This window comes from Sandaracinaceae bacterium, assembly GCA_016706685.1.
In the GTDB taxonomy this organism is placed as follows: domain Bacteria; phylum Myxococcota_A; class Polyangia; order Polyangiales; family Houyiibacteriaceae; genus JADJJE01.
Genome location: JADJJE010000005.1, coordinates 131,988 through 151,963, shown reverse-complemented (window position 1 = coordinate 151,963; position 19,976 = coordinate 131,988). Strand labels below are relative to the sequence as shown.

Genomic DNA, 19,976 nt, shown 5'->3' with positions numbered 1-19,976 from the left:
GCCTCGCAGAACGCCGGGATGTGTTGGGGCGCGTGGCGCGACGGGCCCAGACGGGGCCCCCGGTTCACTCCGAACGAGAAGAGAAGAGCACCACCCGGCCCCGCCCGGCGTTCTTGGCTTGATAGAGCGCTCGGTCTGCCTCCGTCAGCGCCTCACTGAATGGCTGCGCGGCGCTCGTGATCACGCGAGCGCCGACGCTCCCACCGACCCTTAGGGACTGCTCGCCAAAGCGGAGAGGCTCACTGACGGTGGCGATCTGCTTGTTGGCGATCAGCAACGTGTTCTCACTTGCGTGAGCCGGTTCGAGGCCTCGAATCACGATCAGGAACTCATCGCCGCCCATGCGCACCGCTAAGTCTCCTGCGCGAACGAGCGACGAGATCCTACTGGCGATCTCCACGAGCACGGCGTCACCGGCGTCGTGGCCGTGGGTGTCGTTGATCGGCTTGAACCCGTCCAGGTCCAGCAGGAGCAGGGCGCTGTTGGCGTGTGTGGGTTGCGTCGAGAGGAAGCGGCGGTTCGCGAGCTGGGTCAGCGGGTCGGTGTTCGCGGTGTGCCGAATCTGCTCGAGCGCCTGGTCGCGTGCATGGATGAAGGGCTTGATCACCCAGATGTGGATCAAGGGCGCCGACACGAGCGTCAACAGGGCGGTGTCGATCAGCGCCCCGGTCAGAGGCGGGAACCTCTCCACCGCACCGAGGACCCACATCGTGGAGAACTCAACGACGCCGAAGATCAGCAACAATCGTGAGATGACCTGCGTAGCCGTTAGGTTTTTGAGTGGCAATACTCGGTTCCCGTTCGGAAGCGGTCGATCGTCAGCCGCGCTACATTGGGCGCCATTTGTCCTCGGCACAACCCGCAGCGCTCCGACGCCCCCTGCCTCGGACGGGAGGCTGGTGCGTGGAGCCGGATCGGTGTGTCGTCGGTCCTGCGGGAGTCATCAATGATTAGTCGAAGCCGGGCCAAGGGGGAGGCTCCAAGCTCACAGCCTTGCCCACGGTTCGTGGCATCCTCCAGCAGGTGCTGCCCACGCACGAACCGAACACCCCACCGCGACCTCGGGTCGCGAGCGCCACACAGCGCGCGTTCACCGCGGAGCTGCCATGACGGCGCCGTGGGACGTGGCCGTGGTGGGCTCGGGCCTGGATGGACTCGCGACAACCATCGACCTCGCGCGAGCGGGGCGGCGCGTGGTGGTGATCCGGCCCGCCGGCGTGCACGCCACGTATGGCGAGAGCCTGGACTGGGAGTCGAACCGCTTGCTCCGTCAGGTGGGGCTCGACCTCGGGGCGCTGGTGCGCGCGGACGACGCCACGTGGAAGCGGGGCGCGGTGGCCAGCTATGCCCCCACGCGGGCGCGCATGACCATCGGCTTCGCGTGGTTCTACCGCGCGCTGATGCGCTTGGTGGGGCGCGACCAGCCCACTGCGCACGTGGACATGGCGGTCACGCGCGCCGCGCTCGAGGGCATCGCGTGCGGCGTCGGCGTCGAGTTCATCGAGGACCGCGTGCAGCGCGTGGAGTGCGATGGTGACCGGGTGCTGGGCCTGCTCCTGGCGCAGGGCGAGCGCGTGGAGGCGGGGTACTACCTGGACGCCAGCGGCCGCACGCGCGTGCTCGGGCGTGCGCTCCACGTCACCACGGAGCCCTTCGGCGAGCGCAAGGTCGCGTTCTCCGCGCGTGCGCCGCACGAGTATGACCAGCTCGGCACCCAGATCTTCCTCGATGACCAGGGTGACTTCGTCCGCTGGTGCTGGGGCATCCACCTCGGCGCTACGCGCGTGGACGTGGGCGTGGCGCTCTTGGCGCGCGAGGTGGCGCTGCTCCGGCGCGAGCGAGCGGATCTGGCAGTGGCGCTGCTGGCGCGCGCGCACCGACACGAGCAGCTGCGCTGGCTGACCCTCGAGTGGGCCGAGCAGGCGAGCGCGCACGCCTGCACCTACCAAGACGACGTGAGTACGCGCCTGCGCGGTCCCAACTGGTGGCTGCTGGGCGAGGCGGCGGCGGTCATCGACCCCATCCTGTCGGGCGGCGTGACGTTCGCGCTGCGCAGTGGCCTTGCGGCCGCGCGCTCCATCCGCACGGGCGACGTGGACCTCGCTGCGCGCCTCGAGCGCAAGCTGCGCATGCACGCGCGCACCACCAACACGCTCGTGGAGCACGTGTGGTACCGGTCCTCCATCCGCAAGGGCATGGGGCTCGCGTGGAACGTGCTGTCCATCTTGGTGCCCAACTTCAACCTCAACCACTTGCACGCGCGCGGCTGGGCCAGCTCCGCGCTGGGGGTGCGGCTCCTCGCCAAGCTGCATCAGGGGCTGGACTGGCTCATCCCCCGCTACGCCCAGCGCCTGGACATGCGCAGCCGCCGCCTGCTGGGTCGGTCGCCGCGGTCACCGCTGCTCACGGGGAGCACGGAGCCATGAGCCTCGAGATCCTCCACGACCCGCGTGTGCGGGCCACCGAGCACCGCGACCTGCACGGCATGGGCGCGGCGCAGACCGCCCTCGAGCTGCTCATGGGGGTGCCCTTCGTGTTGGGCTCCTGGGCCTGCGCGGCGCGCGGCTGGTGGCTCGCTTCGCTCGGACTCGCCTTCGTGTTCTTCCTGGTGGGCCTGCGCCTCGTACACGACGCCTTCCACCGGAACCTGGGGCTCTCGCGCGCCGGGCACGACGTGGTGCTGGTGGTCATGAGCGTCCTGATGGGCGCCGCCATGCACGCCATCCAGTTCAACCACCTGCGCCACCACGCGCACTGCATGGACGACGAGGACGTGGAGGCCTTCGGCGCGCGGCTGCCAGCCCACAAGGCCCTGCTCTACGGGCCCTACTTCCCCTGGCTGCTGCACCGCCACGCGTTCTTGCACGGTGGCCCGCGCGTGCGCCGCTTCCTCGCGCTGGAGCTCGGCCTGTGGCTCGCGCTGGTGGCGCTCGCCCTCGCGCTGACCCTGCCGCTGCTGCGCTTCCACCTGGGGGTCATGCTGGTGGGCCAGTGCCTGACCGCGTTCTTCGCCGTGTGGACGGTGCACCACGACTGCGATCGCTCGCACTACATCGCGCGCACCATTCGGGGCCGCGTGAAGAGCGTGCTGACCTTCAACATGTTCTACCACGTGGAGCACCACCTGTTTCCACGGGTGCCCACCTACCGCCTGCCGGAGCTGGCGCGGCGCCTGGACCAGCGGGCCCCCGAGCTGTCCACGCGGCGCGTGTTCTGAGGCGACCATGACGCGGCAAGCGCAGGTGCTGGTGCTGGGGGCCACAGGTGAGCTGGGCTCTCGCGTGGTGCGGCTCCTGAGCGTGCTCGCGCCCCACGTGCCGTGCGTGGGTGCCTCGCGGCGCGGGCGCGGGGGAAGCGTGGCCCTCGACGTCTCCCGGCCGCCCCCCGTTGGGCTGCTGGGCGCAGGTGACGTCGTGATCGACGTGGTGGGCCCCTACGAGCACGACCCGAGCGCGTGGGTGCAGGCGTGCGCGAAGGCGCACGCCCACTTCGTGGACCTCAGCGAGCGCCCCGAGTTCATCGAGCGAGTGGCCCGCGCCGGGAAGCACAGCCCGTGCGCGGTGCTCTCGGGGTGCTCCACCGTGCCGGCGCTCGCGGCCTCTCTGCTGGGCGCCATGGTGGCGAGCGCGCCCCCCGGCGAACAGACGGAGCGCGTGGAGGTCTTGCTGTCGATGGGCTCGCGCCACCGTCCCTCACGCGGCCTACTCCATAGTCTGCTCCGGCCGCTCGGTCGCGCCTTGCCCGAAGACCCTGCGGCACGTGCCTTCCGCAGCATGACGACGCGCACCCTCGGGTCAGGTGTGCGGCGCCGTTATGGGCGATTCCCTTGCCCCGACCTCGGGCTCGGCTGCCCGGTGCGCTTTTGGTCCGGCTTCGACCGCGGCGCGCTGGTGTGGGCGCTGTCTGCCCTCAGCTGGGTGACCCCGTGGGTGCCTGGCTGGCTCCTGCTCGCGCTCGCTGGTCCCGTCGCGCGGGTGGCGACTCTCACCTCCTTCTTGGGCGGCGAAGCCGGCAGCCTGCGCCTCGAGCGTCACCGGCGTGTCGGTCCGCCCGAGGTCATGGAGATCCACGCTGCGCGCCGCGGTCTCGACGTGCCGGCGCTGCCCGCAGTGTGGGCGGCAGCGCGGCTCGTCGGCCAGTCGTCGTCCAGCGCGCGCCGCCTCGAGGACGTCATCCCTGCTCGAGAGCAGCACCAGGCGCTCGAAGCGAGCGGCTATGTCGTGCAGACGCTTGGTGTGTGAACTTTCCGTACATCGTCTGCTTCTGGATGATGCTCTCGTGACCGCGCTTCATCTGCGCACGGCAGCGGGATAGCATGGGCCCGGCGTGGCCAAAGACCCGGTGAGCACAGAACGCGGACAGTCGATCCTCGTCGTGGACGACGACACCTCGGTCCGTCGTGTGCTCGCGGCTCTGCTCGTGCAGGGGGGCTACGATGTGAGCGGCGTTGGCTCCGGTGAGGAGGCCCTCGCCGCGCTCGATACAGGGTGCTTCGACCTCGTGATCAGCGACCTGCGCATGCGTGGCATGGACGGGATGGCGCTGCTCGCGGCGATCGTCGCCCGGCATCCGGGTCTGCCCGTGATGATGCTGACGGCCCACGGGACGGTGCCGCTCGCGGTGGCTGCGATGCGCAGCGGCGCCGCGGACTTTCTGCTCAAGCCCTTCGACCGTGAAGAGATCCTCTTCGTGGTGGACAAGGCGCTCCGCGCGTCGAGTGCCAATCGAGACGCGCCGCCTCTACCCGTGCTCCACGGAGGCGGCATCATTGGGCGCGCGCCCGCGCTGCTCGAGGTGCTCCAAGTCATCCGGCGTGCAGCGACCGGCACCGCGACGGTGCTCATCCGCGGTGAGAGCGGGACGGGCAAGGAGCTCGCGGCGCGGGCGCTCCACGACGCGAGCCCGAGGCGCGACGGCCCCTTCGTCTCGCTGCACTGCGCCGCGCTGCCCGAGAACCTGCTCGAGAGCGAGCTCTTCGGCTACGAAAAGGGCGCGTTCACCGGGGCGGTCGCGCGCAAGCCGGGACGCGTCGAGCTGGCGGATGGCGGCACGCTCTTCCTCGACGAGATCGGTGACATCTCGCCCGGAACGCAGGTGAAGCTCCTGCGCGTGCTGCAGGAGAAGACCTTCGAGCGCCTGGGGAGTACACGGACGGAGAAGGTCGACGTGCGCTTCGTTGCGGCGACCCACCGTGACCTCGAGTCCATGACGGTGGAGGGCACGTTTCGCGAGGACCTCTTCTATCGACTCAACGTGGTGCCCGTCTGGATGCCCCCGCTGCGTGAGCGGCGCGAGGACATCGATATGCTGGTGCGTCACTTTTGCTCCACCCTCGCCCGTACGAACGGGAGAGGCTCCATGGCGATCACGGATCAGGCTGTGGCGCTGCTGCGCAGCGAGCCGTGGCGCGGTAACGTGCGCGAGCTCGCGAACTTCGTAGAGCGCCTGGTCGTGCTCAGCCCCTCCGACACGATAGACGCGGAGCACGCGGCGCGCGAACTCGCGCGCGTGCCCGTGGCAAAGCGGACGGCCGCGACCACTCGTGAATCCGGAGCGGAATCCGGGGCGAGCCCGCTCGCTGCGCTCGAGGCTCGCCGCCGTGATGGAGAGCGCGACGAGATCCTGAACGCGCTGACTCGTGCTGCCGACAACCGCGCGCTCGCCGCCCGGCTGCTCGGTGTCAGTCGCCGCACGCTCTACAACAAGCTCCGCGAGCACGGGCTGTCCTAGAGCCATGGCGGAAGTCGCCACAGCGCTGCACGAGTGGTTGAGACTCGTGACGTGGGTGGCCGAGTTCGGGCTCGCGTCGCTGGCCCTAGCCCGCGTGCGCAAGAGCGTGCTCGCGCTGCCGCTCGCAATCCTGTGCCTCGTGCTCTTCGCCTGGGGGTTCGCAGAGTGGGCGTATCGCGTCTCGCGCGTGCCCTGGTTTCGGGTCGTGGACCTCACCCTCGCCCCCATGACCACGCCCGCGGCGCTCCACTTCATCCTCGCGTTCACGGGGACGCGTCGAAAGCATCGGCGCGTCCTCATCGTGGTCACGCTCGCGTCCGGTGCGCTCGGGATGGCATGCGCATCCGCTGCGTTCACGGAGTGGGGACGGGACTTCGCACGCTCGGCGCTCCGCGGAGAGATCCAGAGCGCGCTCATGTTCGTCTCGATGTCGCTCGGCCTCTATCTGCTCGTGCAGCATGCGCGCGAGCAGGCGGAAGCGAAGGAGCAGATCCGCGTCCGACTCGTCATCGCGGCGGCGCTCGTCGGAGCCGCGCTAGGCGCTGCAGAGGTGCTCGACGCCTTCGTGCTGCCCATCCCGCCCATGCTGGTGACCATGGCCCTGCTGGCGGTGACGGCGCTGCGCTTCCAGCTCTTCGAGCAGGGTCCGAGTCGTATGTCCGTGCTCTACGCGCTCACGCTCGCCACGCTCTTCGCCATCGCCTACGTCGCCGTCTTCCGGCTGCTGGCGGCGCGCCATGCTGTGCTCGTCGTGGCCCTCGTCGTGGTCACCGTCGCGCTCACCGTGGCCGTCCGGAGCTTCGTGCTCGCCGCTGGGCGCGAGCGTGCACGGAGAGAGCGCCTCTTGGTGCTCGGGCGCATGGCGGGCCAGATGGCCCACGACCTCAAGAACCCCCTGGCGGCGATCAAGGGCGCCGCGCAGGTCCTGCTCGAGGAGCGTGCCCGCGGACGTTCCATCGACGACCAGACCGAGCTGCTCGAGATCCTTGCCGAAGAGAGCGACCGTCTCGCTGCGCTGGTGACGCGCTACAGCCGCGTCGACGCGCTCGAACTGTCCATGACCACTGCGGATGTTCCTTCCATCGTGACCAGCATTGCGCGCTCGAAGGAGCCCATCTTGCCGCCCGGGGCGCGTATGGACGTCGAGCTCGAGCCGGACTTGCCCGCGTGCGAGCTGGACGTGGACCTGTTCACGGCCGCGCTCGAAAACGTGGTCGCCAATTCCATCGAAGCCCTGCGTGCCGGAGGCACGATCATCGTGCGGGTCGCGCGCTCCAAAGACGACCGGGACGCGCTGCGCATCAGCGTCACCGACGACGGCATCGGCATGGACCCGCGCGAGCGCGAGCACGCGTGGGAGGAGCTCTTTACCACCAAGCCCAACGGGAGCGGGCTCCGGGCTCCCGTTCGTGAAGCGCGTGGTCGAAGCCCACGGAGGGACCGTCGTCCTCACCAGCCGCCGAGGCGCGGGGACCACCGTGACCATGCTCGTGCCGCGAGCTCCCGCTCACATGTGAACGTGTGCAACGCGGTGCGCACATGCGTGCAGCGCGTTGCCACCTGGACAGCCTCACCATCTCGGAGGCCCCTCCCGGAGCGCCGAAGCGAAGCACGAGCCGCGGTTGGCACGACCGGTGCACACGGTGATGGCCATGACTCCTGCCCTCGCTGTCGGCATCCAAGCGCTCGGATACTACCTCCCTCCGCGCACCGAGACGGTGGAGACGCTACACGCCAGCGGCCGAACCACGACCCGCCCCGAGCAGCTCCGCGGCCTCGGCTACGCCCAGGTGCACGTGGCTGGCTCGATGACCACGGTGGAGATGGCCCGCAGCGCCATCGCCGACCTCCAGCGCCGGTCGGACGTGGACCTCGGTCGGGTGAGCCTGATCCTCTACGGCGGCGCGCTCGCGACGAGCTCGGTCATCGAGGTGAGCGCCGAGCAGCACGCGGAACTCGAGCGCAACCCGCTCCCGCTCTTTCGTTTCCCCGGTACGCGTCTCCAGGCTGAGCTCGGGCTGCCGCACGCAGCCGTGATCGGCGTGTCCCAGCTCGCGTGCAATGCATTCCACGGCTGTCTCAGGATCGCGCGCGCGCTCCTCGTCGCAGAGCCCGGCCTCGACAGCATCCTCTGCGTGGCCGCCGACAAGTTTCCGGAACATGCGAACCGCGAGGTCGTCTTCAACATCATGTCGGACGGCGCATGTGCCGCCATCGTGCGTCGCGACGAGCCGCGCGGCCGCATCCTCGGCACCAGTCAGATCACACGTGGCACGTATTGGGACGGAGAGTCGCGGCACGACGCGTTGGTCGCCGCCTACTTCCCGCTCGCGCGCCAAGCGGTGTACGAGGCGGTCGCGAGCGCAGGGCTGTCGATCGGAGACATCCACTGCTTCGTCCCGCACAACTTCAGCGTGCGGAGCTGGGAGATCCTGAGCCGCATCCTCGAGATCGATCACGCGAAGGTCTTTCTCGATAACGTGGCGCGCATCGGGCACGTCGTCGCGTCGGACAACGTGATCAACTATGTCGACGCGGTCTCTCGAGGGCGAATCCGCCCGGGCGACAAGGTCGCGTTGTTCGTGACCGGCTTCGGCGCGCACTTCAGCTGCACGATCGTGGAGGCATGACGCCATGGAGACCATCTTCATCACGGGCAGTCATGGGATCGTCGGACGTGAACTCGTGCGCTCGGTCGCACGGGCGTGCACCGGCAGAGCGCGAATCGTGTTGCTCCTCCGGGGCGACGCCCTCGAGGTCCGTGCAAAGCTCATGCGGGTGCGCAGCCACGTCGGCGACGCACGCTGCGAGATCAACGCCGTGCCTGGGGACGTGACGTCGCCCCGGCTCGGCATCGACGAGGGCACGTACGCCCAGCTCACGCGGGACGTCACGATGATACTGCACGCGGCGGCGGACACCGGGTTTCGGCAGAGCCGCGAGGACGCCGGGCGGGTCAACGTGAAGGGCACGGCACACGTGCTCGAGCTCGCGCGCCTCTGCGTCCACAACCCGCGCTTCGGCTACCTGGGCACTGCGTTCGTCGCCGGTGGGCGGACCGGGGAGATCGCCGAGGACGCGTGCGGTGTCGAGGGTCCGTTCTTCACCGAGTACGAGCGGAGCAAGGCGTTCGCCGAAGCGCTCGTTCGCGACGCCTCGCGCTCGCTGCCCGTGAGCATCCTGCGGCTCGGGATCGTCGTCGGGCGACAGACTGACGGTGTCATCGGTACGTTCGACGGTCCCTACCGGGTCTTCAAGCTCGCGCAGCACGGGCTGCTCGCGATGCTACCGGGGGACCCTTCGCAGCCTGTGGACTTCGTTCCCGTGGACTTCGCCGCGGACGCGATCACCTGGCTCATGCGCGACGGCTTTCGAGCGGGTGAGACGTTCCACGTGTGCGCAGGGCCTCACCGCTCGCTCCCGCTCGGTGCGATCATGCCGCTCGTGATGGCGCGCTTCGCCGCGCTCGACCCAGCGTTTCGTGCGCACGGTTATCCGGCGCCGGTGGTGGTGACGCCCGAGGTCTTCCGCGACTTCGTGGACACGATCGAGCAGGTCGGGAATCCGCGGCTGCGTTCGGTGCTCGAGAACTTGCAGACGTTCACGCGGCACCTCTCGGCGCCGAAGCGCTTCAGCACGGCCCGACTCGACCGAGCGCTCGAAGGTTCTGGCCTCTCGCTCCAGCACGCCCAAGACTTCCTGCCCACGCTCGTCGATCACGCCGTCCGCGCTCGCTTCGAGGTGTCCGCATGAGCGCTCCGCTGGACAGGCTCGTCTACGCCCAGAACTGGGAAGACCCTCTGCTGGAGATGGAGGCGCTCGCCATCCGTCCGACCGACGTGGTCGTTGCCACGGCAGGCGGAGGCTGCACCGCACTCTCGCTGCTCGCGTCTGCACCCAAGACGCTCTTCGTAGTAGACCGTAGCGAGGCACAGCTGCGTGTCGTCGCGCTCAAGCAGGCGGCGGTGTGTGCGCTCGGCGAGCGTGCGCTCGAGTTCCTCGACCCGTCCGCATCCTTCGCGCGGGGTGAGTCGTGGCCCGAGGTTCGTGCGCGGCTCCGCGAAGACGACGCGCGCTACTGGGATGCGCGGCTCGGGATGATCGAGCGAGGCGTCCTCGGCGAGGGTCGCGCGGAGCGCTTCATCGCGTTGCTCGGCCGCCTCCTGCGGGCCTTCGTGCATCCGAGGGCGCGCATGGAGCGGCTGCTCCTCGAGGAGGACCGGGAGGCTCGCGCTCGCTTCTACGACGCATCGTGGAACACCCGACGCTATCGCTTGGTGTTTCGCGGGCTCCACAGGCGGGTACTCGAGCGAGCGCTCGGCGGCGAGTTCTACACACACGTTGCGGGTGTGGACGTGGGGGCGGCGCTTCACGCTCGTGCCGAGCGTTGTCTGCGTGAACAGTCCGGTCGCGACAACTATTTCCTCTCACGCATGCTGCTCGGCGTGTTTCCAACGGGCGCCTCGGGACGGCCGCCCTACCTGGCCATGCCCGGTGTTTTGGCCGTGCGCGCATACGGCGACTGCGTGCGTCTCGTTCACTCCGGCATGCTCGAATTTCTGGCCACGCTCGAGGCTAGCAGCGTGGACAAGCTCTATCTGTCGAACATCGACGAGTGGATGAGCGATGACGAGCGCCGTGTGCTCTTCGAAGAGGTGGCGCGCGTGGCTCGTCCGGGCGCGGTGATCACCTCACGAGCGCTGCTCGCCGCCCGCCCGTTCCCGCCTTCCGTGCGGGCCACCATCCTTCCGGACGAAGCGCGCTCGGAGGCACTGGGACTCCGGGACCGCGCGTTCATCAACGCGCGATTCTGTGTGGCCACCGTCAACAAGGAAGTGCCATGACAACCGCTCTCGAACACCGGCGTGCGTCCATCGACACGCTTCGGGCCTGGCTCACGGCCCGGAAGCCGGAGCTCGCCAGGGTGACCTTCGATGACGACACGGACATCGTCGCGGCCGGCATCGTGGACTCCTTCGCGCTCGTGGAGCTGATGATGCTCATCGAAGAGCAGACCGGGGAGCGTGTGCTCGGCGAGCGCTTCGAGCCCGAGAGCGTTCGGACGCTCGGGCGAATCTACGCGCGCTACTACGTCTGAGGAGACCCCATGCGGAAAGACAGAAGAGATCAGGTGCTCCGCGTGCTCGCTCTTCGTTCGCGAGGCGCCGCAGCGCGAACCACGTCTGCCCTCGAGTGGCCTGAACGGCTCAGCGGGGGTCTCTGGTGGACCTCTCCCGACCTCGTGTCGCTGGCGGGGACGGAAGTCTTCCAGTCGATGCCCCTCGACCAGCAGCAAGCGCTCGCGCGGCACGAAGCGATCAACTTCTTCAGCCTGAACATCCACGGAGAGAGGCTGCTCGCCGAGGGCATTCTCCGGTACCTGCATCGCGAGGCGGATCCGCTCCGCCACGCGTACCTGCACCACATGCTCGAGGAGGAGATCGAGCACATGGCGACGTTCTCCCGATTCTGTGAGCGGTACCACGGAGGGTTCTACGAGAGCCGCTACGTGCCCATGCCGCGCGAGCAGAGCCCGCGTGAGGAGGCCCTCTGTTTCTTTGCGGGCATCCTCGTGTTCGAGGAGCGCGTGGACTACTACAACCGTGTGAACGCGGCCGACCCGCGGGTGGAACCGTTGGTTCGAGAGATCAACCGCCGGCACCATGAGGACGAGGTCCGACATCTCGCCTTTGGACGCATCATCGTCCGTGAGCTGGTGGACGAGGCGCAGAGCGCGTCCGACCCGCGCGAACTCGAGCGCGTGCGCACGTACCTGCGGGCGTTCGTGTCGGCGAGCCGACAAGAGTACACGAACCCAGACGTCTATCGCGACGCCGGGCTCGCTTCGCCCTTCGCGGTCCGCCGGGTCGCGCTCGCGTCCCACTCCACGCAGGCTCGCGAAGCACGCGCGCTTCGGCGTCTCCATCGTGTGCTCTCGCCCATGGGGCTCCTCGACGCAGGTGAACTCCATGTGTGACCTCCACGCCGGGATCCATCCCTACGCGGACGGGCAGGTCGCGCTCTCGCACGATGCGCTCTGCGTGCATCGCGCGCTCGACGCGCTCTTCGGTGGTCTCGCGGACGAGCTCTCCGCGAGCGAGTACCGCTTCCCGCCGATGATCGCCGCGGAGGCGCTCGACCGCACCGGCTACTTCCACTCGTTCCCGCACATCGTGTCCTTCCCGGTGTCGCTCCGCGCGGACGAAGCGACCTTGCGCGCCTTCGCGGACGGGAACGTGCTCGACGATGACGGGAGCGTCCGGCTCGGTCCGCTCGCGCCCGTGCACAGCGCGCTGACCCCGGCCGCTTGCTATCATTTCTACGCGCTCCTGGCGGGGCGCGAGCTCCCAGCGCCATTGCGGCTCACGACGAGCGCGACGTGCTTTCGCACCGAGCCGTCTTATGCGGCGCTCGCCCGACAGCGGAGCTTCAGCATGCGCGAGATCGTCTGCATCGGGACGGGCGACGAGGTGGCGACCTTCCTCCTCGACATGCGCGCTCGCATCGAGCGGCTCCTCGACCTCATGGAGCTCCCGATGACGTTCGCTCCCGCGACGGATTCGTTCTTCGATCCCTACCAGGACCCGCGCTTCTACGCGCAGCGCCTCTCACCTCTGAAGACCGAGATCGTATTCGGGGACGGCCTCGCCGTAGGGTCGCTCAATGCGCACGGGTGCTTTTTCGGGCAGACGTTCGGGATCATGCGCGATGGGAGCGCGCTTGCCTCGGGATGCGTCGCCTTCGGACTCGAGCGGTGGTTGCTCGCGTTGTGCACGCAGTTCGGAAGCGTGACGGACCACTGGCCTGCGGGCCTCCGAGACGCGCTCGGCCTCGCCCGCAGGTCGGACGACGCTCAGTTGGGCACGATGCGCGCCGAGCGCACGTAGTCGAGGTTCGGGAAGCTGGCCCGCAGGTACGTGTTGCCCTCGGCGTGCATGCGCCCCTGATCGGGGCCGGCGCCGCGCGGCGCGCCCTCGCCGTAGCCGTTGTAGAGGCTGTCCACGATCGCCATGTCGGCCTCGCGGACGCGCGCAAAGGGTGAGAAGCCCATCCCGTCGAGGTTGCGGTTGTCGACGAAGTTGATGAAGAACTGGGTGGTGCGTGTGTTGGGCCCCCGGGTGGCGAAGCTCAGCATGCCGCGCGTGTTGCTCTGGGTGACGGGGTCGTCCGGGAAACTGTTCTCGCGCCAACGGTTGTTGACGGCCGGGTCACCGTGGATGCCGATCTGGGCCATGAAGCCCTCCACCACCCGGAAGAACGCCACGTCGGTGAAGTAGCCGGCCTCGACCAGCTCACGGAAGCGCGCGGCCCCTAGCGGCGCCCACTCGGGATGCACCTCGATGTGGATGGGCCCCTTGGTGGTGTCCAAGAGCACCGTGAATGGCTGAGCCGTGGCCGGCGCGGCAGCGGCTGGCTGCGGGCGGACCATCTCGGCACGCTCCTCCGTAGAGGTGCGACGCGCGCTACACGCGGCGAGGCCGATGACCGGCAGGAGACAGGCGAGGGAGAACCAGAGCTTCGTCGAACGCATGGGCGCCATGTAACACCCGGGCGGGCCGTCGTCATCTCCCCGGGTGCGGCTCTAGGCGGCGTCTCCCGCCTTCACCAGCGGACAGCCCCAACCGTCGTGGGCGCCATCATAGGATGCGGCGAGGTCCACCAACTGCATCACGGCCTCGTGGATGGCGTCGAGTTCCACGGTGTCCATGCGCTGCAGCGGCACCGACTGCATGCCGTCCACCGCAGGGGGTAGCTCTTCGAGCATCCCGAAGCCGAGCTCTCTGGCCGCCGCACAGAAGCCGCTCACGTCCACGCCCTCTGGGAAGTTGAGAAAGTGGTCCACGGGCCGCTCGGCGGTCAGCACGTCGCCGTGCTGTTGGAGCTGCGCCACCAAGCGACGGTCCATGATCCACTGCAGTCGCTCGGGCGGTGGATACAGGAAGCCCGCGTAGCACTCGCCCTCGGGGTCGTCTTGGCAGCCGAAGCGAAAGCCCCGCGCCTGACCGTCGAGCGCTCGCTCCAAGGTGGCCAGCATGCGTTCCTCGACGACGGGGGGGCCGTACAAGTGCAGGCGCCACTCCCCGTGGTTGCGGAGACGTGCCACGAACACCAAGCCCAGCGTGGCCAGGGCCGGGACAATAGCGTCTTCGCAGACGAAGAGGCTGTCCACGTCCGGCTGCACGCCCATGCCGTGCTCCCCGGGGTGCAGCATCTCGAGCCCCACCCAGTGCAGCACGGGCATCGCGTGTGGGGGCATTGCGTCCACGAACCCGAGGTTCAAGAACATGGAGGCCGGACGGTCATCGACCTGGCACGGGTAGAAGTCCCACTCTTCGCGCACGGGCTGATCTGAGTCCATGACGCGTGTCGTACGCCACGTCCGTCTCCCGTGTCCACGACCCGTTCTACATCACCCGGAGCTGCTTCTTCTTCGGCCGGCTGCGCGCCGTGCGGCGCTCCGGGCGCTCCACGCCGGGCGGCGCGGTCCAGTTCCCGTCACGGTCCAGCAGGTCCGCCACCAGATCGTAGTCCCCCGCGTCGCGCACCAGCGCCCGCCGGATCTCGCCGGGCTCCGCCTCGCCGTTGGCCAGGTAGATCTTGCCGTCCACCTCGGGCGCCTGACCCCACCAGCGGCCCTCGAGCAGAAACTCGCTCTCGTCGCTCTCGCCGTCCACCAGCACCTCGAGCTCGGTGCCCACGCGCGCCTCGAGCTTGTCGCGGCTGATCGGCCGCTGCAGGCCCATCAGCTCTTCGTGGCGCGCCGCGATGACCTCAGGCTCCACCAGGTCGGTCATGGTGCCCGCGTGTGTGTCCTCTTCGTGCGAATAGCGGAACACGCCCACGTGGTCGAACTCGGAGTACTGCACGAACTTCTTCAGCTCGGCGAAGTCCGCGTCGGTCTCGCCCGGGTGCCCCACGATGAACGTGGTGCGGAACACCATGTCGGGGATGTTCTGCCGCAGCGTGTCCACCACGCGGTAGAGCCGCTCGCCCCCGTGGCCGCGCCGCATGCGCATGAGCATGGAATCGGCCGCGTGCTGCAGCGGCATGTCGATGTAGGGCAGCACCTTCGGGTGCTTGGCGAACAGCTCCACCAGCGGCTCGGTGAGCGCCTCGGGGTACAGGTAGTGCACGCGGATCCAAGAGATGCCGCTCACCTCGCCCAGGGCCTCGATGAGCTGCGCCAGGGTGGCCTTCTGGGTGAGGTCGCGCCCAAATGCGATGGTGTCCTGGCTGACCAGGTTGAGCTCCACCACGCCACGTTCGGCCAGCTGCGTGGCCTCCATGACCACGTCTTCCACCGTGCGCGAGCGCTGCTTGCCGCGGATGCCGGGGATGGCGCAGAAGCTGCACTGACGGTTGCAGCCCTCCGCGATCTTCATGTACGCGCTGTGCCCGCGCTGGGTGAGCGTGCGCGGGTCCGTAGCGCGGATGGTCCACTCGGCGGGGTTGCCCACCAGCATGCGGGCGGCGGCGGCCCTCGGGTCCAGCACTTCGCCCAGCTTCAGCATGTCGCTCGAGCCGAGGAAGTGGTCCACCTCGGGCATCTCCAGCTCGAGGTCCTTGGCGTAGCGCTGCGAGAGGCAGCCCGCGACCACCAGCTTCTTGCATGCGCCGCTGCGCTTGAGTTCGGCCATCTCGAGGATGGTGTCCACGGACTCTTCCTTGGCCGCGTCGATGAACCCGCAGGTGTTCACCACGATGACCTCGGCGGCCTCGGGATCGTCTACCGGCGCGAAGCCGGACAGCCCGGAGACGCCCAGCATCACCTCGGTGTCGACGCGGTTCTTGGCGCATCCGAGGGAGATGAAGTGGATGGTCTTCGGGGCAGGCATGGCCTCTCTGGTAGCGCCGACGGGGCCACTCGGCCAGTGGTCGACGCCGTCTCGGCTCGACCGCAGCCATCGCCCGCGGCGTTGCTGGCGTCCGCCAATGTCGATAGCCTCCCCAGGAATCACCGTGGAAGCGATGAGATGAACGGCGGCTACCGCTATCACAGCCACGACCTGGCGAGGGTCCTCGACGCTTGGGGCAGTGCCCTCGGCGACCAGACCAGCGCGCACGTCGAGGGCAGCGTGCTCGAGCTGCGTCGGACGTGGGACTTGCGCGTGGCCGGTGGCTGGGTGCTGGCCGCGCTGGCCCTCGGGGGCGCGTCGGCGCTCGCGGTCATCTGTTTGGTGGTGATCCAGCTCGACCGCTTCGCGCACGTCCACGAAGTGCTGGCGTCGCTTCTCCCCGCAGTGGTCATGGGCGTGCTCGGTGTGCGCCACGCCCGCCCGAAGAAGACCGTCGTGGACCGTGCCACGCGCTCGCTCTGGTCGCGAGGAAAGAAGGGCGCGCTCGACCCGCCGGCGCTGCTGTTGACCCGCCACCAGGTGGACACCAACGCGTTCGATGTACGCCTGGCGCTGCGCCATGGCGGGACCGTGCTGCGGCTCGGCCGTGTCCGCGCGAGCGAGGCGGCGCGCACCAAGGCCATCGCCGTGGCGTTGGCGGCCTGGCTCGACGCGTCCCTGGTCGAGACCACGTCCGAGGCCACCCTCGAGGCGCTCCATGATGCCGATGCGCGACATGGTCTCGTGCTGCCCCGCCCGGCGTCGGACACCCCCGTGGTGAGCAAGGCGCGCGCGCGTGCCCGCAAGAAGGTGGCGAACTCCGTCGACGTGGCGGTCGTCGCCATCGAGCTGCTCAACGCGCTCTGACCCGCGCGTAGGCCTGGCGCGGTCAGCGCACGCAGGTGGGCGTCGTGCCTTCGCTCCGAGCGGCCAGGACCGCGCCGCTCGCCTCCGCTTCCGTGCAGCCCGCCAGCACCAGCGCACGCGCCCAGACCATGTGTGCCACCGGCGCGTTGGTCCTGCTCCAGTCGATGGGGCCGTCCACGGACCGGGCCACCGCCAGGGCCTGGCGGGTGTCGCCCAGCACCAACGCGAGCGCAGCGGCGTTGGGGTCGTCCTGCGCCAACGCTGCGTCCAGTTGTGCTCGTGCGGCGGCGGGCAGTGTCGCCTGAGGGCGCCGCGCGAGCGCCTCGAGGATACGCTTCCGGTCGTGGGCGACGGAGGTCCCGTGCCCTGCAAAGTAGGTCGCGGTGAACGCGCCGGCCTCCTCGCTGCTGGCGGGCGGGAAAGACGAATGAGAGATGGTGGTGGTCACGTCGATGGCCATGGCGCGCGATTCCTCCGAGGCCAGCGCCTCGAAAGCCAGGGCCCGCTCGTCCACGTTCCACATGCGGAGACCCGGCACGAACACGTCGGGACGGGTGTTCATGCCGGCCCGCAGCTCAGCCTGCGTGAGCGGGCCGCTCAGCGCGAAGAGCGCACGGGTGCGGCCGATGCCGGGAGGGCAACCTTCGGCCACGGGGATCCAGTCCTCGGGATGGCTGTGCCGGCTGCCGCTGAAGGGCGTGACCACGGGGACGGTCGTCTCGCTGCCCAGGGCCGCACACCAGGCGTCGAAGTCAGCGCGAAGAAAGCGCACGCGGGCCGGCTCGTCGTGCATGTAGCTCGCGCACGGGTTCATGACCAGCTCGGTCGAGAGCGGACCAGGGCTCACCCGGAGCGATGACACGAGCTCGGTGGCGAGAGGGTCGCTCGGCTGGAACCTGTCGAAGCTGCAGATCTCCCGGAGCACGGAGGACACCTCGGCGTCGTCGTGACGTCGCACCACCTCGCGGACGGCGGCGGCCACCAGCGGCTCGTCTTCGCGTGCCGTCAGCATCTCGAGCAGCAAGGGGCTCCGGCTGCCCGTCTGGGCCTCGAGAGCGGCCTGGTAGCGCGCGACCAGGTCCACCTGGGAGCTGAGCGGGATGGCGACCCGCCCCTCGTCGCTGCCCGCCGAGCTGACGGGTACGGTGGCCACCACGGCCGCGAAGCGAGCGCCGAGCGCTGGGCGCTCGAGGACGGCGACTTCCTTGTACTGCTCTCCATCCAGCAGGCGTCCGAAGACGAGCCCACCCTCGGTGTCGTACCCGCCGATGAAGATCACCTGTTCGCCCCGCCGCACCACGCTGGTGGTGTGGATCCGTGGAACCAGCGCGGCGCCGACGACGACCGGCAGCAGGATCAAGCATGCGATGCCGTGGCAAGCGCCACCGGAGCCCTCGCGCCAGTCGAGCGACCGCTCGACCTTCCCGGTGGCATCTCGGGCCGAGGCCCAGGCGTCCACGTCATCCGAGCGGACCGGCACATCGATGAGCGCTTCCAGGCTGCCCGCCCCGCGTGGCTCCGGCCGGGCGTCGCAGCCGCTCGCGAGCGTGAGCAGCGCGAGGGCCCATGCGAGGCCGTCACGCCAGCGGGGTGCGAGTCGGGCCGCGCGGCGATTGAGCGAAGGCATCGGGTCGACGCTGCTCGCAGGGCCTCGCCCTGTCAACACACGCCTGGGCGCAGCGGTACGCGGGCTCGCGCCGTGACGCGGAAAGCCGTGATCGAAACCCATCGTCGCGCCACCACCCCGGGGAACGGCGCCAACTCCGCGCCACAGAAAGGCCCTCGCCCATGAAGTGCTTCGACTCGCAAGCTCTGCGCTGCGCCCCACGCTCGACGATTCAGATGCCCCGCCTGCTCTGGGCCTTCGGCCTCCTGACCGCCCTCGGGCTCGCCGGCTGTGGCAGTGACGGGGGCGTCGACCCGGACCCAGACCTCGGAGTCGCGGACGACCTGGGCACCACGCCCGACGAAGGTGTGCTGGTGGACACCGGGGTGTGCGTGGACGGCGACGAAGACGGACACGGCGTCGACTGCGCGCAGGGCGCGGACTGCGACGACACCGACGCCAGCAACTGGACCGGCTGCGCCACCTGCGTGGATGACGATGGCGATGGGGCCTTCACGGGCTGTGATGCCTACGTGGACATCACCGGTCCGGACTGCGACGACGCGGACGCGGTCATCTCGCCGGAGGCCTACGAACTCGCCGACGACGGTATCGACAACGACTGTGATGGCAGCGACCTGGTCGCGGCCACGGCCAGCGCGGGCATCTTCGTGGCCGGCGTGGCGGGTTGCTCGGACGTGTCGCCCACGCGGGGCTCGCGCCAGCAGCCCGCGTGCACGCTGAACGGTGCCCTCGGCCGCGCGACCCACGGTGACTACTTCGTCGAATCGAGCACGCAGGACATCGCGTCCGCCGCGTTCTCGGGCGGCAACGTACGGCTCTACGGCGGCTACGACCCCAGCGACTGGAGCCGCAACGCGAGCGACGACCCGACGAGCATCAACGTGGATTCCGTCTCCGCAGGAGACCCCATGATCACCTTCGTGAGCGGCGGGAGCTTCCTCGTGGACGGCTTCGTGATCAACGCCACGCCGGTGGGGGACGGCGTACCGGAGCGCGCAGCCTTCGAGCTGACGCCGACGGAGCGCGCGGACTTTCGGCGCGTGCGCATCGCCACCACCGGCCTCATCGGAGCCATCGCCGTGAGCGGGATCAACGACGACCGCCCCAGCATGTCCATCATCGAAGCGCGCGTCTCCTGCTCGGACACGTCGCTCCTGACCTCGAGCCTCCTCGAGTGCGTGCGTGGCTCCGCGCTCGAGCACGCGCAGCTGGCGTTCTCGTCCTTCCGCACCAACAGCGTCGGACGGAACCTGCACGTGGTGGAACTCCAGGACGTTCGGCACATCGACATCCTGAACAACGCGTTCCAGGCGAGCAGCATGGACAGCTCGTCCCGCATCGTGGTGGCCAACAGCCCCCTGGTGTTCAACGCCATCGCGAACAGCATCGCCATCCGCAGCGCATCGAACTCGTACGCCGGCGTGTTCGAGCTCGGCGAGGTGGGCTCCATCGTGCTGGTCAACAACGCCACCCAGGGCTGGTCGGCTGCGACCGTGTGGCTCTTCGAGAACTCCGACACGCTCGGCGCGCTGACCGCCCGCAACAACCACTTCTACGAGACGGGCACCCCGGCCATGGCGGCGTTCGCCACACGCTTCAACCGCAGCACGGTCACCACCTACACGTCCACCGGCGCCGCCGAGTTCAACGCCTGCAGCATGCAGTGTCAGGACGTGGGCGGGAACTTCGCCGGCGACCCGCTCTTCACGGGTCCCGAGCAGGCCGACTTTCTCGTCTCGGGTGCCTCACCCCTCGTCGACGCCGGCGTCGACCCCGGTCCGTACGTGCGCATCCCCGGTGTCGGGTTCTCGTTCAGTGGCACGCGTCCGCAGGGTGGCCTGTTCGACGTCGGGGCGTACGAGCTAGAGTTCTGAGCCCGTCCGTCGACGCGACGTGTAGCGCTGTTCACGCGT

At 69.2% G+C, this 19,976-nt stretch carries 18 protein-coding genes; 13 read left to right on the top strand and 5 right to left on the bottom strand.

Annotated elements, in window-relative coordinates:
* Positions 1 to 64: 64 nt before the first annotated feature.
* Positions 65 to 745, bottom strand: a complete 681-nt coding sequence (locus IPI43_10210; protein ID MBK7774498.1) for a GGDEF domain-containing protein — start codon at positions 743 to 745, stop codon at positions 65 to 67.
* 361 nt (positions 746 to 1,106) lie between these two features.
* Between IPI43_10210 and IPI43_10205 the strand changes: the two genes are divergently transcribed.
* From IPI43_10205 to IPI43_10155, 11 genes are all read left to right on the top strand, one after another.
* On the top strand, positions 1,107 to 2,426 hold the full coding sequence (locus IPI43_10205) for a tryptophan 7-halogenase (protein MBK7774497.1): 1,320 nt from the start codon (positions 1,107 to 1,109) through the stop codon (positions 2,424 to 2,426).
* On the top strand, positions 2,423 to 3,217 hold the full coding sequence (locus IPI43_10200) for a fatty acid desaturase (GenBank protein ID MBK7774496.1): 795 nt from the start codon (positions 2,423 to 2,425) through the stop codon (positions 3,215 to 3,217). Before IPI43_10205 ends, IPI43_10200 begins: the two co-directional genes overlap by 4 nt.
* A 7-nt stretch (positions 3,218 to 3,224) precedes the next feature.
* Positions 3,225 to 4,241 (top strand): hypothetical protein, encoded by a 1,017-nt coding sequence (locus IPI43_10195; protein ID MBK7774495.1) that lies wholly within the window; start codon positions 3,225 to 3,227, stop codon positions 4,239 to 4,241.
* Positions 4,242 to 4,365: 124 nt separating this feature from the next.
* Complete coding sequence (locus IPI43_10190) at positions 4,366 to 5,730, top strand: sigma-54-dependent Fis family transcriptional regulator (GenBank protein MBK7774494.1); 1,365 nt, start codon at positions 4,366 to 4,368, stop codon at positions 5,728 to 5,730.
* Positions 5,731 to 5,734: 4 nt separating this feature from the next.
* A complete protein-coding gene (locus IPI43_10185; protein MBK7774493.1) occupies positions 5,735 to 7,741 on the top strand; it encodes a hypothetical protein in 2,007 nt (668 codons plus the stop codon).
* Positions 7,742 to 7,772: 31 nt separating this feature from the next.
* Positions 7,773 to 8,360, top strand: coding sequence for a hypothetical protein (locus IPI43_10180; protein ID MBK7774492.1), 588 nt, complete (start codon positions 7,773 to 7,775; stop codon positions 8,358 to 8,360).
* Positions 8,361 to 8,364: 4 nt separating this feature from the next.
* Complete coding sequence (locus IPI43_10175; GenBank protein ID MBK7774491.1) at positions 8,365 to 9,483, top strand: SDR family oxidoreductase; 1,119 nt, start codon at positions 8,365 to 8,367, stop codon at positions 9,481 to 9,483.
* Positions 9,480 to 10,574: a DUF3419 family protein gene (locus IPI43_10170; protein ID MBK7774490.1), complete on the top strand. Its 1,095-nt coding sequence runs from the start codon at positions 9,480 to 9,482 to the stop codon at positions 10,572 to 10,574. Before IPI43_10175 ends, IPI43_10170 begins: the two co-directional genes overlap by 4 nt.
* The gene (locus tag IPI43_10165) at positions 10,571 to 10,828 is read left to right on the top strand and encodes a hypothetical protein (GenBank protein MBK7774489.1); all 258 of its coding nucleotides are present in this window, start codon (positions 10,571 to 10,573) and stop codon (positions 10,826 to 10,828) included. Before IPI43_10170 ends, IPI43_10165 begins: the two co-directional genes overlap by 4 nt.
* A 9-nt stretch (positions 10,829 to 10,837) precedes the next feature.
* On the top strand, positions 10,838 to 11,707 hold the full coding sequence (locus tag IPI43_10160; protein ID MBK7774488.1) for a diiron oxygenase: 870 nt from the start codon (positions 10,838 to 10,840) through the stop codon (positions 11,705 to 11,707).
* Positions 11,700 to 12,617: a hypothetical protein gene (locus IPI43_10155; protein MBK7774487.1), complete on the top strand. Its 918-nt coding sequence runs from the start codon at positions 11,700 to 11,702 to the stop codon at positions 12,615 to 12,617. The genes IPI43_10160 and IPI43_10155 overlap by 8 nt, the downstream gene beginning before the upstream one ends.
* On the opposite strand, the gene IPI43_10150 is transcribed toward IPI43_10155, so the two are convergent.
* From IPI43_10150 to rimO, 3 genes are all read right to left on the bottom strand, one after another.
* The gene (locus IPI43_10150) at positions 12,584 to 13,159 is read right to left on the bottom strand and encodes a peptidylprolyl isomerase (protein MBK7774486.1); all 576 of its coding nucleotides are present in this window, start codon (positions 13,157 to 13,159) and stop codon (positions 12,584 to 12,586) included. The genes IPI43_10155 and IPI43_10150 overlap by 34 nt on opposite strands.
* A gap of 153 nt (positions 13,160 to 13,312) precedes the next feature.
* The gene (locus IPI43_10145) at positions 13,313 to 14,089 is read right to left on the bottom strand and encodes a DUF695 domain-containing protein (protein ID MBK7774485.1); all 777 of its coding nucleotides are present in this window, start codon (positions 14,087 to 14,089) and stop codon (positions 13,313 to 13,315) included.
* A 46-nt stretch (positions 14,090 to 14,135) separates the two neighbouring features.
* Entirely contained in the window at positions 14,136 to 15,566 is a 1,431-nt protein-coding gene (rimO, locus tag IPI43_10140; protein MBK7774484.1) for a 30S ribosomal protein S12 methylthiotransferase RimO, read from the bottom strand.
* A gap of 138 nt (positions 15,567 to 15,704) precedes the next feature.
* Here rimO and IPI43_10135 point away from each other — a divergent pair, with 138 nt between their 5' ends.
* Positions 15,705 to 16,433 (top strand): hypothetical protein, encoded by a 729-nt coding sequence (locus IPI43_10135; protein MBK7774483.1) that lies wholly within the window; start codon positions 15,705 to 15,707, stop codon positions 16,431 to 16,433.
* A 22-nt stretch (positions 16,434 to 16,455) separates the two neighbouring features.
* Here the strand turns inward: IPI43_10135 and IPI43_10130 are convergent, their stop codons facing one another.
* A complete protein-coding gene (locus IPI43_10130; GenBank protein ID MBK7774482.1) occupies positions 16,456 to 18,060 on the bottom strand; it encodes a hypothetical protein in 1,605 nt (534 codons plus the stop codon).
* A gap of 215 nt (positions 18,061 to 18,275) precedes the next feature.
* Between IPI43_10130 and IPI43_10125 the strand changes: the two genes are divergently transcribed.
* The gene (locus IPI43_10125) at positions 18,276 to 19,937 is read left to right on the top strand and encodes a putative metal-binding motif-containing protein (protein MBK7774481.1); all 1,662 of its coding nucleotides are present in this window, start codon (positions 18,276 to 18,278) and stop codon (positions 19,935 to 19,937) included.
* Positions 19,938 to 19,976 lie beyond the last annotated feature (39 nt).

Excerpts from the sequence above, each read along its gene's own strand:
- IPI43_10205 (MBK7774497.1), top strand. The coding sequence starts at position 1,107 with ATGACGGCGCCGTGGGACGTGGCCGTGGTGGGCTCGGGCCTGGATGGA.
- IPI43_10200 (MBK7774496.1), top strand. The coding sequence starts at position 2,423 with ATGAGCCTCGAGATCCTCCACGACCCGCGTGTGCGGGCCACCGAGCAC.
- IPI43_10195 (MBK7774495.1), top strand. The coding sequence starts at position 3,225 with ATGACGCGGCAAGCGCAGGTGCTGGTGCTGGGGGCCACAGGTGAGCTG.
- IPI43_10185 (MBK7774493.1), top strand. The coding sequence starts at position 5,735 with ATGGCGGAAGTCGCCACAGCGCTGCACGAGTGGTTGAGACTCGTGACG.
- IPI43_10175 (MBK7774491.1), top strand. The coding sequence starts at position 8,365 with ATGGAGACCATCTTCATCACGGGCAGTCATGGGATCGTCGGACGTGAA.
- IPI43_10170 (MBK7774490.1), top strand. The coding sequence starts at position 9,480 with ATGAGCGCTCCGCTGGACAGGCTCGTCTACGCCCAGAACTGGGAAGAC.
- IPI43_10165 (MBK7774489.1), top strand. The coding sequence starts at position 10,571 with ATGACAACCGCTCTCGAACACCGGCGTGCGTCCATCGACACGCTTCGG.
- IPI43_10160 (MBK7774488.1), top strand. The coding sequence starts at position 10,838 with ATGCGGAAAGACAGAAGAGATCAGGTGCTCCGCGTGCTCGCTCTTCGT.
- IPI43_10155 (MBK7774487.1), top strand. The coding sequence starts at position 11,700 with ATGTGTGACCTCCACGCCGGGATCCATCCCTACGCGGACGGGCAGGTC.
- IPI43_10150 (MBK7774486.1), bottom strand. The coding sequence starts at position 13,159 with ATGGTCCGCCCGCAGCCAGCCGCTGCCGCGCCGGCCACGGCTCAGCCA.
- IPI43_10145 (MBK7774485.1), bottom strand. The coding sequence starts at position 14,089 with ATGGACTCAGATCAGCCCGTGCGCGAAGAGTGGGACTTCTACCCGTGC.
- rimO (MBK7774484.1), bottom strand. The coding sequence starts at position 15,566 with ATGCCTGCCCCGAAGACCATCCACTTCATCTCCCTCGGATGCGCCAAG.
- IPI43_10135 (MBK7774483.1), top strand. The coding sequence starts at position 15,705 with ATGAACGGCGGCTACCGCTATCACAGCCACGACCTGGCGAGGGTCCTC.
- IPI43_10130 (MBK7774482.1), bottom strand. The coding sequence starts at position 18,060 with ATGCCTTCGCTCAATCGCCGCGCGGCCCGACTCGCACCCCGCTGGCGT.
- IPI43_10125 (MBK7774481.1), top strand. The coding sequence starts at position 18,276 with ATGCCCCGCCTGCTCTGGGCCTTCGGCCTCCTGACCGCCCTCGGGCTC.